The organism is Exiguobacterium sp. s140, from assembly GCF_018617035.1.
Classification (GTDB): Bacteria; Bacillota; Bacilli; order Exiguobacteriales; family Exiguobacteriaceae; genus Exiguobacterium; species Exiguobacterium profundum.
This window is the reverse complement of record NZ_JACSJK010000007.1, coordinates 16,082-34,229: the sequence shown is the minus strand read 5'-3', so window position 1 is coordinate 34,229 and position 18,148 is coordinate 16,082. Positions and strand designations below refer to the sequence as shown.

The following is an 18,148-nucleotide window of genomic DNA, read 5'->3' as shown; positions in this document are numbered from 1 at the left end:
CTGCCGTGTCTGCCGCTTTTTAGAGACGGAAAACGAGCGACATTCAATGACAATGTTCGATTATTACGCCCGAAAAATTCGCTAAAGAATTGGGGGTCTGAGAGGTGAATCAGTTGACTGGTCAACTTGTTCAGTACGGTCGTCACCGTCAGAGAAGAAGCTTTGCCCGTATCAGTGAGGTATTAGAGCTTCCGAATTTGATTGAAATTCAAACTGCTTCTTATGAGTGGTTCTTGCGTGAAGGATTGAAGGAAATGTTCACAGACATTTCACCGATTTCCGACTTCACAGGAAACCTCGTATTGGAGTTCATCGATTACTCGCTCAGTGAGCCGAAGTATTCAATCGATGAATCGAAGGAGCGCGACGTTACTTATTCTGCGCCACTTCGCGTAAAAGTGCGTCTCCAAAACAAAGAGACAGGTGAGCTCAAAGAACAAGAAGTGTTCATGGGGGATTTCCCGCTCATGACAGAATCGGGAACGTTTATCATCAATGGTGCAGAACGCGTCATCGTTTCCCAGCTTGTCCGTTCACCGAGCGTGTACTATAACGCTAAACTCGATAAAAACGGTAAACGTGGATTTGGCGCAACCGTCATCCCGAACCGTGGTGCTTGGCTCGAACTCGAGACAGATGCCAAAGATATCGTTTATGTTCGTATCGACCGTACCCGTAAAATTCCGGTAACGGTGTTGTTGCGTGCCCTCGGATTCGGTACGGACCAAGAAATTATCGACCTTCTCGGGGATGACGAATACCTTCGTAACACCCTTGAAAAAGATAATACGGAGTCTACAGAGAAAGCGTTGATCGAGATTTATGAGCGTCTCCGTCCTGGTGAACCACCAACGGTAGAAAATGCGAAATCTCTTCTCGTTTCACGTTTCTTCGACCCGAAACGTTACGACTTAGCGAACGTCGGTCGCTATAAGATGAACAAAAAACTTCATCTTAAGAACCGTTTGTTCGGTCAAAAATTAGCGGAAACGCTCGTGGACCCGGAAACAGGCGAGGTACTCGCCGAAGCTGGAACAATCCTCGACCGCCGCAACTTAGATCGTATCCTCCCGCACTTGGAGAACGGCCTTGGCTATATCGATGCGGAACCAACTGGTGGTGTCGCTGAAGGTGAGCCATTCGGTCTTCAGTCAATCAAAGTCATCTCACCGGATGACCCAGATGGAGAGCGTATCTTGAACATCATCGGAAATGGCAATATCGATCGCAGCGTAAAACATATTACGCCAGCCGATATTATCGCTTCAATCAACTACTTCTTCAACTTACTTCACGAAGTCGGAACAACAGATGACATCGACCACTTAGGAAACCGTCGTCTTCGTTCAGTCGGAGAACTTCTCCAAAACCAATTCCGGATCGGGCTTTCCCGTATGGAACGTGTCGTAAAAGAACGTATGTCGATTCAAGATCAAAATGCGATCACACCACAGGCGCTCATCAACATCCGCCCGGTTATCGCATCACTTAAAGAGTTCTTCGGTAGCTCGCAATTGTCACAGTTCATGGACCAAACGAACCCGCTCGCAGAGCTCACGCACAAGCGTCGTCTCTCTGCACTTGGACCGGGTGGTTTGACACGTGAGCGTGCCGGTTTCGAAGTTCGAGACGTTCACTATTCGCACTACGGTCGGATGTGTCCAATCGAAACACCAGAGGGGCCGAACATCGGACTCATCAACTCACTCTCGTCTTATGCGAAAGTGAACGAGTACGGTTTCATCGAAGCACCATACCGTCGTGTTGACCCAGAAACAGGTCTTGTCACTGGCGACATTCAATATATGACGGCTGACGAGGAAGACCTCTATGTCGTCGCACAGGCAAACATGCCGCTCACAGAAGATGGCCACTTTGCAGACGAACAAGTTCTTTGCCGTTTCCGCGGACAAAACTTGTCAGTCGAGCCAAGTCGAGTGGACTACATGGACGTTTCGCCGAAACAGGTTGTTTCTGCCGCAACGGCATGTATCCCGTTCCTCGAGAACGATGACTCGAACCGTGCCCTCATGGGAGCGAACATGCAACGTCAAGCAGTACCGCTCCTTCAACCGGATTCACCGATTGTCGGTACCGGCATGGAGTATGTATCTGCGAAAGACTCTGGGGCAGCTATTGTTGCGAAATACCCAGGTGTCGTCGAACGCGTCACAGCGCGTGAAATCTTGATCCGTCGCACGTCTGACGTGAACGGTTCTGAAGTTTCAGGTGACCTTGACCGTTACAAACTTCAAAAATATGTCCGTTCGAACCAAGGGACATGCTATAACCAAAAACCAATCATCGCAGCTGGTGACCGTGTCGAAAAAGGAGAAATCCTTGCAGACGGTCCATCGATGGATATGGGTGAGCTCGCGCTCGGCCGTAACGTCGTCGTTGCCTTCATGACATGGGATGGTTACAACTATGAGGATGCGATCATCATGAGTGAGCGTCTCGTGAAAGATGACGTGTACACGTCGATTCATATCGAAGAGTACGAGTCAGAGTCACGCGACACGAAACTCGGACCAGAGGAAATCACACGTGATATTCCAAACGTCGGAGATGACGCACTTCGTAACTTGGACGATCGTGGAATTATCCGCATCGGAGCTGAAGTCAAGGATGGCGATATCCTCGTCGGTAAAGTAACACCTAAGGGCGTTACAGAATTGACGGCGGAAGAGCGTCTCTTGCACGCAATCTTCGGTGAGAAGGCACGTGAAGTACGTGATACGTCACTTCGTGTACCAAACGGTGGAGACGGAATCATCTTGGATGTCAAAGTGTTCGACCGTGAAAACGGTGACGAGTTGTCTCCAGGCGTCAACCAAATGGTACGTGTCTATATCGTTCAAAAACGTAAGATTCACGAAGGGGATAAGATGGCGGGACGTCACGGTAACAAAGGTGTTATCTCGCGGATCCTCCCTGAAGAAGATATGCCATACATGCCAGACGGTACACCGGTTGACATCATGCTCAACCCGCTTGGGGTACCATCTCGTATGAACATCGGGCAGGTACTTGAACTCCACCTTGGTATGGCAGCGAAGAAGCTCGGTATCAAAGTGGCAACACCTGTATTCGATGGAGCGCGTGAGGAAGACGTATGGGCAACGATTGAAGAGGCTGGTATGGATAAAGATGCGAAAACGCGTCTCTATGACGGTCGTACGGGTGAACCGTTCGATAATCGCGTCTCGGTCGGTGTCATGTACATGATCAAACTCGCGCACATGGTTGATGACAAACTTCACGCTCGTTCGACAGGACCATACTCACTCGTTACGCAACAACCGCTCGGTGGTAAAGCACAGTTCGGTGGTCAGCGCTTCGGGGAGATGGAAGTTTGGGCTCTTGAAGCGTACGGTGCAGCCTACACGCTCCAAGAAATCTTGACAATCAAGTCGGATGACACGGTCGGTCGTGTGAAAGCATATGAGGCCATCGTGAAAGGCGAGAGCGTTCCGAAAGCGGGCGTTCCTGAGTCATTCCGCGTCTTGATCAAAGAGCTTCAAGCGCTCGGTATGGAAGTCAAGATGATGTCAGCGGATGATGAAGAAGTCGAAATGAAAGATGAAGATGACGACAACATCCCGAACGCAACATCGGCGTTAGAACAAGTCGTTCAACCGACTGTTACGGAAGAGGAATAAGGCGAAAAGGGAGGTCGGCCCCTTGGTAGATGTTAATCGATTTGAATATATGAAAATCGGCTTGGCTTCATCAGAGAAGATCCGTTCGTGGTCTTACGGTGAAGTCAAAAAGCCGGAAACGATCAACTATCGTACACTTAAACCAGAGAAGGACGGATTATTCTGTGAACGAATCTTCGGTCCTACGAAAGACTGGGAATGTTACTGTGGGAAATACAAACGTATCCGTTATAAAGGAGTCATTTGTGACCGCTGTGGCGTTGAAGTGACGAAAGCGAAAGTGCGTCGCGAGCGAATGGGCCATATCGAGCTCGCGGCACCAGTTTCGCACATCTGGTACTTCAAAGGGATTCCAAGCCGCATGGGGCTTGTTCTCGACATGTCACCACGTGCGCTTGAAGAAGTCATTTACTTCGCATCTTACGTGGTCACAGAGCCAGGTGATACTCCGCTTGAGAAGAAACAACTTCTCTCGGAAAAAGAATTCCGTCTCTATCGTGAAAAATACGGTAGCGACTTCAAAGCAGACATGGGTGCTGAAGCCATCCGTACACTTCTTCAAGACGTTAATCTTGAAAAAGAAGTAGGCGAGCTTCGTGAAGAGTTGAAAACAGTCCAAGGTCAACGTCGTACACGTGCGATTAAGCGCTTGGAAGTTCTCGATGCATTCTTCACTTCAGGAAACAATCCAGACTGGATGATCCTTGAAGTACTTCCTGTCATCCCACCAGAGCTTCGCCCGATGGTACAGCTTGATGGTGGACGCTTTGCGACATCTGACTTGAACGATTTGTATCGTCGAGTCATCAACCGGAACAACCGTCTCAAACGTTTGCTCGACCTCGGCGCGCCGAACATCATCGTGCAAAACGAGAAGCGTATGCTTCAAGAAGCGGTTGACGCTCTCATCGACAACGGCCGTCGTGGTCGTCCGGTAACAGGTCCTGGTAACCGTCCGCTTAAATCACTTTCACACATGTTGAAAGGGAAACAAGGTCGTTTCCGTCAAAACCTTCTCGGTAAACGGGTCGACTATTCAGGACGTTCGGTTATCGTCGTAGGTCCGAACTTGAAGATGTATCAGTGTGGTCTTCCAAAAGAGATGGCGCTTGAACTCTTCAAACCGTTCGTGATGAAAGAGCTTGTCGGTCGCGGCATCGCTTCAAACATCAAGAACGCCAAACGCAAAATCGAGAAGATGCAACCTGAAATCTGGGGCGTCCTTGAAGAAGTCATTCGTGAGCATCCGGTCCTCTTGAACCGTGCCCCGACACTTCACCGCCTTGGTATTCAAGCATTCGAACCGATTCTTGTTGAAGGTCGTGCGATTCGCCTTCACCCACTCGTATGTACGGCATACAACGCCGACTTCGATGGTGACCAAATGGCCGTCCACGTTCCGCTCTCTGCAGAAGCACAAGCGGAAGCACGTCTTCTCATGCTCGCTGCGCAGAACATCTTGAACCCGAAAGACGGAAAACCAGTTGTTACACCATCGCAGGATATGGTCCTCGGTAACTACTACATCTCACTTGAACGTGAAGATGCCGTCGGTCAAGGGAAAGTGTTCTCGAACGTCAACGAAGCGTTGATTGCTTACCAAAACGGTTATGTCCACTTGCACTCGCGTGTGGCACTTCCGGCGCGTACGCTCAACAACCCAACGTTCACAGACGAACAGAACGAGAAATTGCTCATTACGACAGTTGGTAAGATGATCTTCAACGAAATCTTGCCAAATACGTTCCCATACTTGAACGAGCCGACGATGGAAAACTTACAGGAAGCAACGCCTGACAAGTACTTCATCGACAAAGGGGCGAACGTTGCGGAAGAAATCGCATCACGTCCAATCATCGACCCGTTCAAAAAAGGTTTCCTTGGAAAAGTCATCGCGGAAGTGTTCCAGAAGTTTGAAACGACGGAAACAAGCCGCATGCTTGACCGGATGAAAGATCTTGGCTTCAAGCACTCGACAAAAGCGGGTGTGACGGTTGGGATTGCCGATATCATCGTACTTCCGGATAAACAGGAAATCCTTGATGAAGCACAAAAACAAGTCGACCAAATCATGAAGTCGTTCCGTCGTGGTCTCATCACTGAAGATGAGCGTTACGAGCGCGTTGTCCGTGCTTGGAACGAAGCGAAGGATGAAATTCAATCTCGATTGATGAAATCCCTCAACCGCCTGAACCCAATCTTCATGATGTCTGACTCAGGTGCCCGTGGTAACGCATCGAACTTTACGCAGCTTGCGGGTATGCGTGGTTTGATGGCCGCTCCATCTGGTCGCATCATCGAACTTCCAATCAAATCGTCATTCCGTGAAGGTCTGACGGTTCAAGAGTACTTCATCTCGACTCACGGGGCTCGTAAAGGTCTTGCCGATACAGCCTTGAAGACAGCCGATTCAGGTTACTTGACGCGTCGTCTCGTTGACGTAGCGCAAGATGTCATCATCCGTGAAGAGGATTGTGGAACAGACCGCGGAATCCGTGTTTCTGCACTCCGCGAAGGTACGGAAGAAATCGAAAGCTTGTACGACCGTCTCGTCGGACGTACATCGTTCGAAACGGTCACACACCCTGAAACGGGCGAAGTGTTGATCGATAAGAACGAATTGATCACAGAAGACATCGCGCGCATCATCGTTGATGCGGGTGTTGAAAAAGTTGAAATCCGTACAGCCTTCACATGTAACACGTCACACGGCGTATGTAAGAAGTGTTACGGACGCAACTTGGCAACTGGATCAAATGTTGAAGTCGGGGAAGCCGTCGGTATCATTGCCGCACAATCAATCGGTGAGCCAGGAACGCAGCTTACAATGCGTACCTTCCACACAGGTGGGGTTGCCGGAGACGATATCACACAAGGTCTTCCACGTATCCAAGAGGTATTCGAAGCCCGTAACCCGAAAGGTCAAGCGGTCATCTCGGAAATCTCTGGTACGGTCATCGACTTCACAGAATCGCGTGACAAGCGTGAACTCACGGTCGAAGGATTCAGTGAGACTCGCTCATACACGATTCCATTCGGAGCGCGTCTCCGCGTTCAAATCGGCGACACAGTAGAAGCCGGTGAAGTCTTCACGGAAGGTTCGATCGATCCGAAAGAATTGCTCGCCGTCCGTGGTGTATCTGGTGTTCAGAACTATCTTCTCCAAGAAGTTCAAAAAGTTTACCGGATGCAAGGGGTAGAAATCGGTGATAAGCACGTTGAGGTCATGGTTCGCCAAATGCTTCGTCGTGTCAAAGTTATCGAATCAGGTGACACACCGCTTCTCCCTGGATCACTCGTCGACATCAGCGTCTTCAAAGAAGCGTGTAAAGATGCGATTCGTGATGGAAAACACCCAGCGACTGCGAAACCAGTCCTTCTCGGGATCACAAAAGCCTCACTTGAGACAGATTCGTTCCTCTCAGCGGCTTCGTTCCAAGAAACGACTCGCGTCTTGACAGATGCAGCAATCAAAGGGAAACGTGACTATCTCCTCGGACTCAAAGAGAACGTCATCATCGGTAAACTCGTTCCAGCTGGTACTGGAATGGCTGTCTACCGTGATGTGGAACTCAAAGAAGATGAGGCGCCAGTTGCGCTCGAAGATACAACTGTCGAGTAAAATACGTCTTGACAGCGCAGGTTGGCGGTGCTACTATGATTTAGTGCCGCCAATCGGTTGTTGTCGATGACAACGATGTCCAGCAGTCGGCAAGCTACTTGGACGTCCATCCGAACTTTCTACGGGAAGGTTTGGCTGCTACAATTGCCACTTTCAAGGTATAACTCACGTTTTTGCGAGGTCATGGAATGCCTACGCCTCGTAAAAACGTTTCGTTATGACCTTAAATGAACCACCCGGGTCGGTGGGACTAGAAAATAGCAACATTCAGGAAGGGAGGATCTTCAAAGATGCCTACTATTAACCAGTTAGTCCGTAAAGGACGTAAATCGAAAGTCGTGAAATCTGACTCTCCAGCACTTAACAAAGGTTACAACAGTTTCATCAAGTCACAAACAAACGTGAGCTCACCACAAAAACGTGGTGTTTGTACACGTGTTGGTACAATGACTCCGAAGAAACCGAACTCGGCGCTTCGTAAGTATGCTCGTGTTCGTTTGACTAACCAAATCGAAGTGACTGCGTACATCCCAGGTATTGGCCACAACCTTCAAGAGCACAGCGTTGTTCTTATCCGTGGAGGACGTGTAAAAGACTTACCAGGGGTACGTTACCACATCGTTCGTGGTGCGCTTGACACTGCAGGTGTTGATGGACGTATGCAAGGCCGTTCTAAATACGGTACGAAACGTCCGAAAGCTGCGAAGAAGTAATTCTCGCCAACTAAACTACAATTGAAATTTTGAAAGGAGGGTACTCGGATGCGTAAAAACCGTGCAGAACGTCGTGACGTTATCGCAGATCCGATCTACAACTCGAAATTGGTAACTCGCCTCATTAACCGTGTCATGTTAGACGGTAAAAAAGGTACAGCTCAAACTATCATTTACAACGCATTTGGCATCATCGCTGAACGCTCAGGCAAAGAGCCTATGGAAGTGTTCGAAGAAGCAATGAACAACATCATGCCTGTACTTGAAGTTAAAGCACGCCGTGTAGGTGGGGCTAACTACCAAGTTCCTGTAGAAGTTCGTCCAGAGCGCCGTACAACACTTGGTCTTCGTTACCTCGTGAACTACGCTCGTCTCCGCAACGAAAAAACGATGGAGCAACGTATCGCGAACGAAATCATGGATGCAGCCAACAACACTGGTGCATCTGTTAAGAAACGCGAAGACATGCATAAGATGGCAGAAGCTAACAAAGCGTTTGCTCACTATCGTTGGTAATTTAATCGTAAAGTCCACTCCGCCAAGCATGGCTTAACGGAGTGGCTTTCGGGTATAATCATATCGTGTGCGCGCACACGAAAATCAAACATGCGGAAGGAGAATACCCAGTATGGCAAGAGAATTCTCCCTAAAGAATACTCGTAACATCGGGATCATGGCTCACATCGATGCCGGTAAAACGACAACAACTGAACGTATTCTTTATTACACAGGTCGTATCCATAAAATTGGTGAAACGCACGAAGGTGCTTCACAAATGGACTGGATGGAGCAGGAGCAAGAGCGTGGAATCACGATCACTTCGGCTGCGACAACTGCACAGTGGAATGGCCACCGTGTAAACATCATCGATACACCTGGACACGTAGACTTCACTGTAGAAGTTGAACGTTCACTCCGTGTACTTGATGGTGCGGTTGCTGTACTTGACGCTCAGTCAGGTGTAGAACCACAAACAGAAACTGTATGGCGTCAAGCGACGACATATGGTGTACCACGTGTCGTATTCGTCAACAAGATGGATAAAATCGGCGCAGACTTCTTGTACTCTGTGAAGACGCTCCACGATCGTCTTCAAGCGAACGCTTACGCGATCCAACTCCCAATCGGAGCAGAGGACGATTTCAAAGGGATCATCGATCTCGTTGAAATGAAGACTTACATGTACAACAACGACCTCGGTACTGACATCGAAGTAACAGATGGCTTCCCAGCTGACATGGCTGACCAAGCTGAAGAACTTCGCGGTCAATTGATCGAAGGTGTTGCTGACTTCAACGAAGAGTTGATGATGAAGTACCTTGAAGGTGAAGAGATTTCAATCGATGAATTGAAAGCTGCAATCCGTCAAGCGACACTTAGCGTTGAATTCTACCCTGTACTCGTTGGTTCTGCCTTCAAGAACAAAGGTGTTCAGCTCATGCTTAACGCCGTTGTTGATTACCTCCCATCACCAGTTGATGTAGAGTCAATCAAAGGGATCAACCTCGATACAGAAGAAGAAATCACACGTGAGCCTTCTGACGAAGCTCCATTCTCAGCACTTGCGTTCAAAGTTATGACTGACCCTTACGTCGGTAAATTGACGTTCTTCCGCGTGTACTCTGGTACAGCTGAAGCGGGATCATACGTGAAGAACTCGACTAAAGGGAAGCGTGAGCGTCTCGGTCGTATCCTTCAAATGCACGCAAACAGCCGTGAAGAGATTCCAATGGTATTCGCTGGTGACATCGCCGCTGCTGTTGGTTTCAAAGACACGACTACTGGTGACACGCTTTGCTCTGAGAAAGATAACATCGTTCTCGAGTCAATGACGTTCCCAGAACCAGTTATCTCGGTTGCAATCGAGCCTAAATCGAAAGCAGACCAAGATAAGATGGGTCAAGCTCTTGCGAAACTCGCAGAAGAAGATCCAACATTCCGCACTGAAACAAACCCTGAGACTGGTCAAACGATCATCTCTGGTATGGGTGAGCTTCACCTTGACATCCTCGTTGACCGTATGCGTCGCGAATTCAAAGTAGAAGCTAACGTTGGTGCACCACAAGTTGCTTACCGTGAAACAATCCGTGGCGCTGCGAAGATCGATTCGAAATTCGTTCGTCAGTCTGGTGGACGCGGTCAGTACGGTCACGTTGTCGTAGAATTCGAGCCGAACGAAGAAGGCGCTGGATTCGAGTTCGAGAACAAGATCGTCGGTGGTGTTGTACCACGTGAATACGTCCCTGCTGTTCAAAACGGGATTGAAGAAGCTCTCGAAAACGGTATCCTCGCTGGTTACCCAGTAGTAGACGTTAAAGCTCGTCTCGTATTCGGTTCGTACCACGATGTCGACTCGAACGAGATGGCGTTTAAAGTTGCTGCTTCGATGGCGGTTAAACAACTTAAGGACCAAGCGAAAGCTGTTATCCTTGAGCCAATGATGCGTGTTGAAGTTGTTATCCCAGAAGAATACATGGGTGACATCATGGGTGACGTCACGTCACGCCGTGGACGCGTAGAAGGTATGGAAGCTCGCGGTAACGCACAAGTCGTTAAAGCGATGATTCCACTTTCAGAAATGTTCGGTTACGCAACATCACTTCGTTCACGTACACAAGGACGCGGAACGTACTCGATGCACTTCGATCACTACGAAGAAGTACCGAAATCAATCGCTGAAGAAATCGTCAAAAAAGCGAACGGCTAATAACGGTTGTATCGCTAGATTGATTGTTGTAAGCTAAGGAGGACGTATGTTAAAAGTAGCCTACGTCTTCCTAGTTAAATAAAACTAATCGTTTAATAGAGGAGGAATCTAGAATGGGTAAAGAAAAATTCGACCGTTCTAAGCCGCACGTTAACGTTGGTACAATTGGCCACGTTGACCACGGTAAAACAACTTTGACTGCAGCAATCTCTGCTGTACTTTCACGTGCACAAGGTAAAACAGCTACTAAGTTCGACCAAATCGATGGTGCTCCAGAAGAGCGCGAGCGCGGTATCACAATCGCAACAGCTCACATCGAGTACGAAACTGACAAGCGTCACTACGCACACGTTGACTGCCCAGGACACGCTGACTATGTTAAAAACATGATCACTGGTGCTGCTCAAATGGACGGCGCGATCCTCGTTGTATCTGCAACAGATGGCCCAATGCCACAAACACGTGAGCACATCCTTCTTTCACGTCAAGTAGGTGTTCCTTACATCGTAGTATTCATGAACAAAGTTGACATGGTAGACGACGAAGAGCTTCTCGAACTCGTTGAAATGGAAATCCGTGAACTTCTTTCTGAATACGACTTCCCAGGCGACGACCTCCCTGTAATCAAAGGTTCTGCACTTGGCGCACTTAACGGTGAAGCTCAGTGGGAAGAAAAAGTTATGGAACTCATGAACGCTGTTGATGAGTACATCCCAGAACCAGTTCGTGACACTGAAAAAGACTTCATGATGCCTGTTGAGGACGTATTCTCAATCACTGGTCGTGGTACTGTAGCGACTGGTCGTGTTGAGCGTGGTGTTCTCCGCGTCAACGACGAGATCGAAATCGTTGGTCTTACAGAAGAAACGAAGAAAACTGTATGTACTGGTGTAGAGATGTTCCGTAAGCTTCTTGACTATGCTGAAGCTGGCGACAACATCGGTGCACTTCTCCGTGGTGTATCACGTGACGACATCGAGCGTGGACAAGTACTTGCTAAGCCAGGTTCAATCACACCACACTCTAAATTCAAAGCATCAATCTACGTTCTTTCTAAAGAAGAGGGTGGCCGTCACACGCCATTCTTCGCGAACTACCGTCCGCAGTTCTACTTCCGTACAACTGACGTAACAGGTATCGTTCACCTTCCAGAAGGTACTGAAATGGTAATGCCAGGAGACAACATCGAGTTGACGATCGAATTGATTTCTACAATCGCGATCGAAGACGGTACACGTTTCTCTATCCGTGAGGGTGGCCGTACTGTAGGTGCTGGTTCAGTAACAGAAATCATCGAGTAATCGATTGATTCAACTGAACAACATTAAGCAGTCCGCAATATGCGGGCTGCTTTTTTGTGTTTCCATCACAACATGGTAAGATGAGGCATACGAGAAAGGAGTGGCGTCATGCTGAAGCAACTAGAGACTATTTGTCGCTTGAATGGGATTGAGTATCGCATTGGCGGTTCTGAGCTGTTGAAGCATCATGGCATCGTCGAGGTAACGAATGACATCGATGTTTTTGTTGAACCGGACCAGTTTGAAAAAATCGATCGTGTACTTAGTCGTGCTGGGGAGAAGAAACCATCAGATCCTCACGACGCATACGTAACGACCTACTTTGGAGAGTATATATTCGAGGGAACAGATGTGGACGTCATGTCTAGTTTCCGAATGAAGTGTACCGACGGAATCTATACGCATCCTTTCATTGAACCAGATGGACAATGGATGCACCTAGAAGAGTGGGTCGTCCTTTACACGGTCATCGGACGAGAGGATAAATTAGCGTCATTGCTCCGCTATTTCAAGACGCACAGTGTTAATGAAGGAATTGTTCAAGACTGTTTAAAACGAGCGCCACAATCGGTCATAGAAGGGGTGACAGAGCGTTTTGGAGAGGTGATGAAACGCTAGGTCGAGTTGACATGGGAGTTCGTTTGAAAAATAGTTCAATAAAAGAATGAATTTTTGCTTGCAAAAGCTCGCGAATCTTGTTACATTAGGGAACGTTGAGCAACTCATCAGACAACCAGCAACTTCAAAAATCTAATCTTGCATTCCATGACTAGATTAGATATAATGATTAAGTGTTTGTGCGAGTGGTGAGAGACTTTACAGCAGAAAACGGGTCCAATCGTTGATTTGCAATGATCGGATGCCTCTGCTGACACAAGCACGCTGCGTTGAAGCGGGAGGTTATGACACGCCAGGCAGCATTGCCATGGCCGGTGTGGAAATTTCCGCGGAGAATTGTCTATTTTTAAAGTAGGCGACAAAGGAGGGAAACAAACATGGCAAATGAAAAAATTCGTATTCGTTTAAAAGCATATGACCATCGCGTTCTCGATCAATCAGCTGAGAAGATCGTTGACACTGCGAAGCGTTCAGGTGCAAAGGTATCGGGTCCAATCCCGCTCCCAACTGAAAAATCGGTTTACACGATTCTTCGTGCGGTTCACAAGTACAAAGATGCTCGTGAGCAGTTCGAAATGCGTACACACAAACGCTTGATCGACATCGTAAACCCAACACCGAAAACAGTCGATTCGCTTATGCGTCTCGAGTTACCATCAGGTGTAGACATCGAAATCAAACTTTAATTCTTCATATAGTAGATACTAGCCAGAAGAGACAATTAATTATTAACAGGAGGTGTATCTCATGGCTAAAGGAATCTTAGGAACAAAACTTGGTATGACTCAAATCTTCAACGAAGCAGGCGAAGTTGTACCAGTAACAGTAGTTGCTGTAGAAGGTAACGTCGTTCTTCAACTTAAAACAGTTGACACAGACGGTTACGAAGCAGTTCAACTTGGTTTCGGAGACATCAAAGAATCACGTCAAAACAAACCATCAAAAGGTCACGCTGCGAAAGCAAACGCGACACCTAAGCGCTTCATCAAAGAAGTTCGTACTTCAGTAGAAGGATACGAAATCGGTCAAGAGATTAAGGCAGACATTTTCGCTGCAGGTGAATTAGTAGACGTAACAGGTACATCGAAAGGTAAAGGATTCCAAGGTGCGATCAAGCGTCACGGACAATCACGTGGACCAATGGCTCACGGTTCGCGCTACCACCGTCGTCCTGGTTCGATGGGTCCTGTCGCTCCTAACCGCGTATTTAAAGGGAAACTTCTTCCTGGTCAAATGGGTGGAGAGCGTAAAACAATTCAAAACCTTGAAGTCGTTAAAGTTGATGTGGAACGTGGCCTTCTCCTCGTGAAAGGTGCTATCCCAGGCGCTCGTAAATCGAACGTCATCATCAAATCAGCGGTCAAAGGTAACTAATTAACTGCACGGAAAGGAGGAATTACGAATGCCTAAAGTAGCTTTGCTTAACCAATCAGGTTCACAAGTTGGCGAAATCGAATTGGCAGAAGCCATCTTCGGAATCGAGCCAAACGAATCAGTACTTTACGACGCAATCGTCATGCAACAAGCATCACGCCGTCAAGGTACTCACGATACGAAAGGTCGCTCGGAAGTACGCGGTGGCGGCCGTAAACCATGGAAACAAAAGGGAACTGGTCGTGCGCGCCAAGGTTCTATCCGCTCACCACAATGGGTTGGTGGTGGTACAGTCTTCGGTCCAACACCACGTTCATACTCTTACAAACTTCCTAAGAAGGTTCGTCGTTTAGCACTTCTCTCGGCTCTTTCGTCGAAAGTACAAAACAACGAATTCATCGTCCTCGAAGGCCTTGCTTTCGATGCACCAAAAACAAAAGATATGGCTGCTGTACTCAACAGCTTATCAGTAGAACGTAAGGCTCTTGTAGTCACAGCGGACTACAATGAGACTATCGCTCTCGCAGCTCGTAACATCCCAGGAGTGACTGTGATCGACGCAGCAGGCGTAAACGTTCTTGACCTCGTTGCTAACGACAAAGTCATCTTCACTAAAGATGCGGTTGCGAAGGTAGAGGAGGTGCTTGCATAATGGCTCAAGCATACGATATCATCAAACGTCCGATCATCACTGAGCGTTCAGTTAGCCTCATGGAAGCTAACAAATACGTTTTCGAAATCGACGTAAAAGCGACTAAATCGCAAGTGAAACACGCTATCGAAACAATCTTCAACGTGAAAGTTGCTTCGGTAAACACAATGAACTACAAACCGAAAGCGAAACGTGTCGGTCGTCACTCTGGTTACACAGCTCGTCGTAAAAAAGCGATCGTAACCCTTGCTGAAGGCAACACAATCGACTTCCTCGGTTAATTAACTACCTTAGAAGAAAAGGAGGGAATCCTCGATGGCAATCAAAAAGTTTAAGCCGACCACTAACGGTCGTCGTAACATGACATCTCTCGACTTTGCAGAGATCACAACGAATCGCCCTGAAAAATCGTTAACTGAAAAGCTTTCGAAAAAAGGCGGACGTAACAACCAAGGTCGCTTGACTGTTCGTCACCAAGGTGGCGGTCACAAGCGTAAATACCGTATCATCGATTTCAAACGTAACAAAGATGGCGTTGCAGGACGCGTAGCAACGATCGAATACGATCCAAACCGTTCAGCAAACATCGCACTCATCAACTATGTAGATGGTGAGAAACGTTACATCCTCGCTCCTAAGGGCATCAAAGTAGGCATGGAAATCATGTCTGGTCCTGAAGCGGATATCAAAGTGGGGAACGCTCTTCCACTCGTAAACATCCCTGTCGGTACAACAATCCACAACATCGAGCTTAAGCCTGGTAAAGGCGGTCAGCTAGTTCGTGCGGCTGGTGCATCGGCACAAATCCAAGGACGTGACGGCAAGTACGTCATCGTTCGTCTTCAATCAGGTGAATCACGCTTGTTCCTCGGCACTTGCCGCGCGACAATCGGTTCAGTTGGTAACGAAGAACACGAACTCGTAAACATCGGTAAAGCAGGACGTTCACGTTGGTTAGGCAAACGCCCAACAGTACGTGGTTCTGTAATGAACCCGGTTGATCACCCACACGGTGGTGGTGAAGGTCGTGCGCCAATCGGTCGTTCGGGCCCACTTACTCCTTGGGGTAAACCAGCTCTTGGTCTTAAGACTCGTAAGAAAAACAAATCGAGCGACATGTACATCCTTCGTCGCCGTAAGAAATAATTACTACATGATTCTCGGGCGGTTCGAAAGGGCCGTTCCCGAATCATTCCAAAGGGAGGTTCTAACATGGGTCGCAGCTTGAAAAAAGGTCCATTCGCAGATCACCACTTACTCGCTAAAGTTGACAAACTCAACGAATCTGGTGAGAAGCAAGTCATCAAAACTTGGTCACGTCGCTCGACGATCTTCCCAGAATTCATGGGTCACACGTTCGGTGTGCACGATGGTCGTAAACACGTACCAGTATTCGTGACAGAAGACATGGTTGGTCACAAACTTGGTGAATTCGCTCCAACACGCACTTACAAAGGTCACGGATCAGACAAGAAAACGAAACGGTAATTTGAGGGGAGGTCAAATCCATGCAAGCTAAAGCATCAGCTAATATGGTCCGTCTTGCTCCTCGCAAAGCACGTCTCGTTGTAGACTTAATTCGCGGGAAACAAGTCGGCGAAGCGCTCTCTGTCCTTGCTCACACGAACAAGGCAGCATCGCCAGTCGTTGAAAAAGTATTAAAATCAGCGATTGCTAACGCAGAGCACAACTACGATATGAACATTGAGAACCTCGTTGTAACAGAAGCTTACGTAAACGAAGGTCCAACACTCAAACGCTTCCGCCCACGTGCGATGGGTCGCGCAAGCCGTATTAACAAACGCACAAGCCACATCCACATCGTGGTAACTGAGAAATAAGGAGGGATATGTAGTGGGTCAAAAGGTAAATCCGCACGGTCTTCGCGTTGGTGTTATCAAAGACTGGGATTCGCGTTGGTACGCTGAGAAAGACTACGCTGATCTCCTTCATGAAGACTTCGTTATTCGTGAATACATCGAAAACAAAATGAAGGATGCTAGTGTTTCTAAAGTTGAAATCGAACGCGCTGCAAACCGCGTGAACATTTCGCTTCACACTGCGAAGCCAGGTATGGTAATCGGTAAAGGTGGTTCTGAAATCGAATCACTCCGTAAACACATTACAAAAATCGCTGACGGAAAACGCGTTCACATCAACGTTGTTGAAGTGAAAAACGCTGACGCTGTTGCGAAGCTTGTAGCAGAAAACATTGCTCGTCAATTGGAAGGTCGCGTATCATTCCGTCGTGCAATGAAACAATCTATTCAACGTTCGATGCGTACTGGCATCAAAGGGATCAAAACAGAAGTTTCTGGTCGTCTTGGTGGCGCTGATATCGCTCGTTCAGAGAAGTACTCGGAAGGAACAGTTCCACTTCACACACTCCGTGCCGACATCGACTACGGAACAGCTGAAGCTGACACAACTTACGGTAAAATCGGCGTAAAAGTTTGGTTATACCACGGTGAAGTTCTTCCAACAAAAAACAACACAGCGAAAAACGCTGAATAATAAACACTCTTTCAGGAAGGAGGCAACACACTATGTTGTTACCTAAACGCGTGAAATATCGTCGTGTACACCGTGGTAAAATGCGCGGGAACGCTAAACGCGGCACAACTGTACACTTCGGTGAGTTCGGTCTCCAAGCTCTCGAAGCGAGCTGGATTACAAACCGTCAAATCGAATCAGCACGTATTGCAATGACACGTTATATGAAACGTGGTGGTAAAGTGTGGATCAAGATCTTCCCACACAAGCCGTACACTAAAAAGCCTCTCGAAGTCCGAATGGGTTCGGGTAAAGGTGCTCCAGAAGGCTGGGTAGCTGTAGTTAAGCCTGGCAAAGTAATGTTCGAAATCGCAGGTGTATCTGAGGAAGTGGCACGTGAGGCACTTCGTCTTGCATCGCACAAACTTCCAGTAAAATGTAAGTTCGTGAAACGTGAAGAAAATGGTGGTGATACGAATGAAAGCAACTGATCTCCGTCAATCAACAACTGAAGAGCTCAACGGTAAAGTGGGCGAGTGGAAAGAAGAACTCTTTAACCTTCGCTTCCAACTTGCTACAGGTCAGCTTGAGAATCCTGCTCGTATCCGTGAAGTACGCAAGTCGATTGCGCGTGCTAAAACGATTCTTCGTGAACGCGAACTCGGCATCAACAACGGCTAATTACATCGGATTCTTGAGAGGAGGTAACACTCATGGAACGCAACAACCGTAAAGTGTTCACTGGTCGCGTCGTGTCTGACAAAATGGACAAAACGATCGTCGTCGCAGTAGAAACAAAGGTTCGTCATAAACTTTATGGCAAACGTGTAAACTACACGAAGAAATATAAAGCACACGATGAGAACAACGTCGCTAAAGTGGGCGATATCGTTCGCATCGCGGAAACACGTCCTCTTTCTAAAGACAAACGTTTCCGTCTTGTAACAGTAGTAGAAGAATCAGTAATCATCTAATAACAGTTCGGATTTATTAAACATCCGGAGGG

Annotated in this window: 18 protein-coding genes; all 18 read left to right on the top strand. The window is 47.8% G+C overall.

The genetic code is table 11. The features are described 5' to 3' along the window. Positions 1 to 113: 113 nt before the first annotated feature. The 18 genes from rpoB to rpsQ all read left to right on the top strand — a co-directional run bounded on the left by rpoB (position 114) and on the right by rpsQ (position 18,116). Positions 114 to 3,662: a DNA-directed RNA polymerase subunit beta gene (gene rpoB / locus KNO61_RS16515; protein ID WP_074037866.1), complete on the top strand. Its 3,549-nt coding sequence runs from the start codon at positions 114 to 116 to the stop codon at positions 3,660 to 3,662. A 22-nt stretch (positions 3,663 to 3,684) separates the two neighbouring features. Beyond that, entirely contained in the window at positions 3,685 to 7,284 is a 3,600-nt protein-coding gene (gene rpoC / locus KNO61_RS16510; RefSeq protein WP_012727684.1) for a DNA-directed RNA polymerase subunit beta', read from the top strand. A gap of 290 nt (positions 7,285 to 7,574) precedes the next feature. Beyond that, positions 7,575 to 7,997 carry a 30S ribosomal protein S12 gene (rpsL, locus tag KNO61_RS16505; RefSeq protein WP_012727683.1) on the top strand — a complete coding sequence of 141 codons (423 nt, stop codon included), beginning with the start codon at positions 7,575 to 7,577 and terminating at the stop codon, positions 7,995 to 7,997. 48 nt (positions 7,998 to 8,045) lie between these two features. Then, positions 8,046 to 8,513: a 30S ribosomal protein S7 gene (rpsG, locus tag KNO61_RS16500; RefSeq protein WP_012727682.1), complete on the top strand. Its 468-nt coding sequence runs from the start codon at positions 8,046 to 8,048 to the stop codon at positions 8,511 to 8,513. Between the two features lie 112 nt (positions 8,514 to 8,625). Beyond that, positions 8,626 to 10,704 carry an elongation factor G gene (gene fusA, locus KNO61_RS16495; protein ID WP_012727681.1) on the top strand — a complete coding sequence of 693 codons (2,079 nt, stop codon included), beginning with the start codon at positions 8,626 to 8,628 and terminating at the stop codon, positions 10,702 to 10,704. 113 nt (positions 10,705 to 10,817) lie between these two features. Beyond that, positions 10,818 to 12,005, top strand: coding sequence for an elongation factor Tu (gene tuf / locus KNO61_RS16490; RefSeq protein ID WP_078147868.1), 1,188 nt, complete (start codon positions 10,818 to 10,820; stop codon positions 12,003 to 12,005). A 108-nt stretch (positions 12,006 to 12,113) separates the two neighbouring features. Then, positions 12,114 to 12,623 (top strand): hypothetical protein, encoded by a 510-nt coding sequence (locus KNO61_RS16485; RefSeq protein WP_078147867.1) that lies wholly within the window; start codon positions 12,114 to 12,116, stop codon positions 12,621 to 12,623. Positions 12,624 to 13,000: 377 nt separating this feature from the next. Continuing rightward, positions 13,001 to 13,309 carry a 30S ribosomal protein S10 gene (gene rpsJ / locus KNO61_RS16480; protein ID WP_074032438.1) on the top strand — a complete coding sequence of 103 codons (309 nt, stop codon included), beginning with the start codon at positions 13,001 to 13,003 and terminating at the stop codon, positions 13,307 to 13,309. 61 nt (positions 13,310 to 13,370) lie between these two features. Continuing rightward, positions 13,371 to 13,997, top strand: coding sequence for a 50S ribosomal protein L3 (rplC, locus tag KNO61_RS16475; RefSeq protein ID WP_012727677.1), 627 nt, complete (start codon positions 13,371 to 13,373; stop codon positions 13,995 to 13,997). Between the two features lie 28 nt (positions 13,998 to 14,025). Next, on the top strand, positions 14,026 to 14,649 hold the full coding sequence (gene rplD / locus KNO61_RS16470) for a 50S ribosomal protein L4 (protein WP_214873953.1): 624 nt from the start codon (positions 14,026 to 14,028) through the stop codon (positions 14,647 to 14,649). Beyond that, positions 14,649 to 14,930, top strand: a complete 282-nt coding sequence (gene rplW / locus KNO61_RS16465) for a 50S ribosomal protein L23 (protein WP_012727675.1) — start codon at positions 14,649 to 14,651, stop codon at positions 14,928 to 14,930. Before rplD ends, rplW begins: the two co-directional genes overlap by 1 nt. A 34-nt stretch (positions 14,931 to 14,964) precedes the next feature. Next, entirely contained in the window at positions 14,965 to 15,795 is an 831-nt protein-coding gene (rplB, locus tag KNO61_RS16460; RefSeq protein ID WP_012727674.1) for a 50S ribosomal protein L2, read from the top strand. Positions 15,796 to 15,861: 66 nt separating this feature from the next. Beyond that, the gene (gene rpsS / locus KNO61_RS16455; protein WP_012727673.1) at positions 15,862 to 16,137 is read left to right on the top strand and encodes a 30S ribosomal protein S19; all 276 of its coding nucleotides are present in this window, start codon (positions 15,862 to 15,864) and stop codon (positions 16,135 to 16,137) included. A 20-nt stretch (positions 16,138 to 16,157) separates the two neighbouring features. Next, a complete protein-coding gene (gene rplV / locus KNO61_RS16450; protein ID WP_012727672.1) occupies positions 16,158 to 16,490 on the top strand; it encodes a 50S ribosomal protein L22 in 333 nt (110 codons plus the stop codon). Positions 16,491 to 16,503: 13 nt separating this feature from the next. Next, positions 16,504 to 17,163, top strand: coding sequence for a 30S ribosomal protein S3 (rpsC, locus tag KNO61_RS16445; RefSeq protein ID WP_012727671.1), 660 nt, complete (start codon positions 16,504 to 16,506; stop codon positions 17,161 to 17,163). Between the two features lie 32 nt (positions 17,164 to 17,195). Beyond that, positions 17,196 to 17,633 carry a 50S ribosomal protein L16 gene (rplP, locus tag KNO61_RS16440; RefSeq protein ID WP_012727670.1) on the top strand — a complete coding sequence of 146 codons (438 nt, stop codon included), beginning with the start codon at positions 17,196 to 17,198 and terminating at the stop codon, positions 17,631 to 17,633. Then, positions 17,620 to 17,823: a 50S ribosomal protein L29 gene (rpmC, locus tag KNO61_RS16435; protein ID WP_012727669.1), complete on the top strand. Its 204-nt coding sequence runs from the start codon at positions 17,620 to 17,622 to the stop codon at positions 17,821 to 17,823. Before rplP ends, rpmC begins: the two co-directional genes overlap by 14 nt. Positions 17,824 to 17,855: 32 nt before the next feature. Further along, entirely contained in the window at positions 17,856 to 18,116 is a 261-nt protein-coding gene (gene rpsQ, locus KNO61_RS16430) for a 30S ribosomal protein S17 (protein WP_012727668.1), read from the top strand. The last annotated feature ends 32 nt before the right edge of the window (positions 18,117 to 18,148 follow it).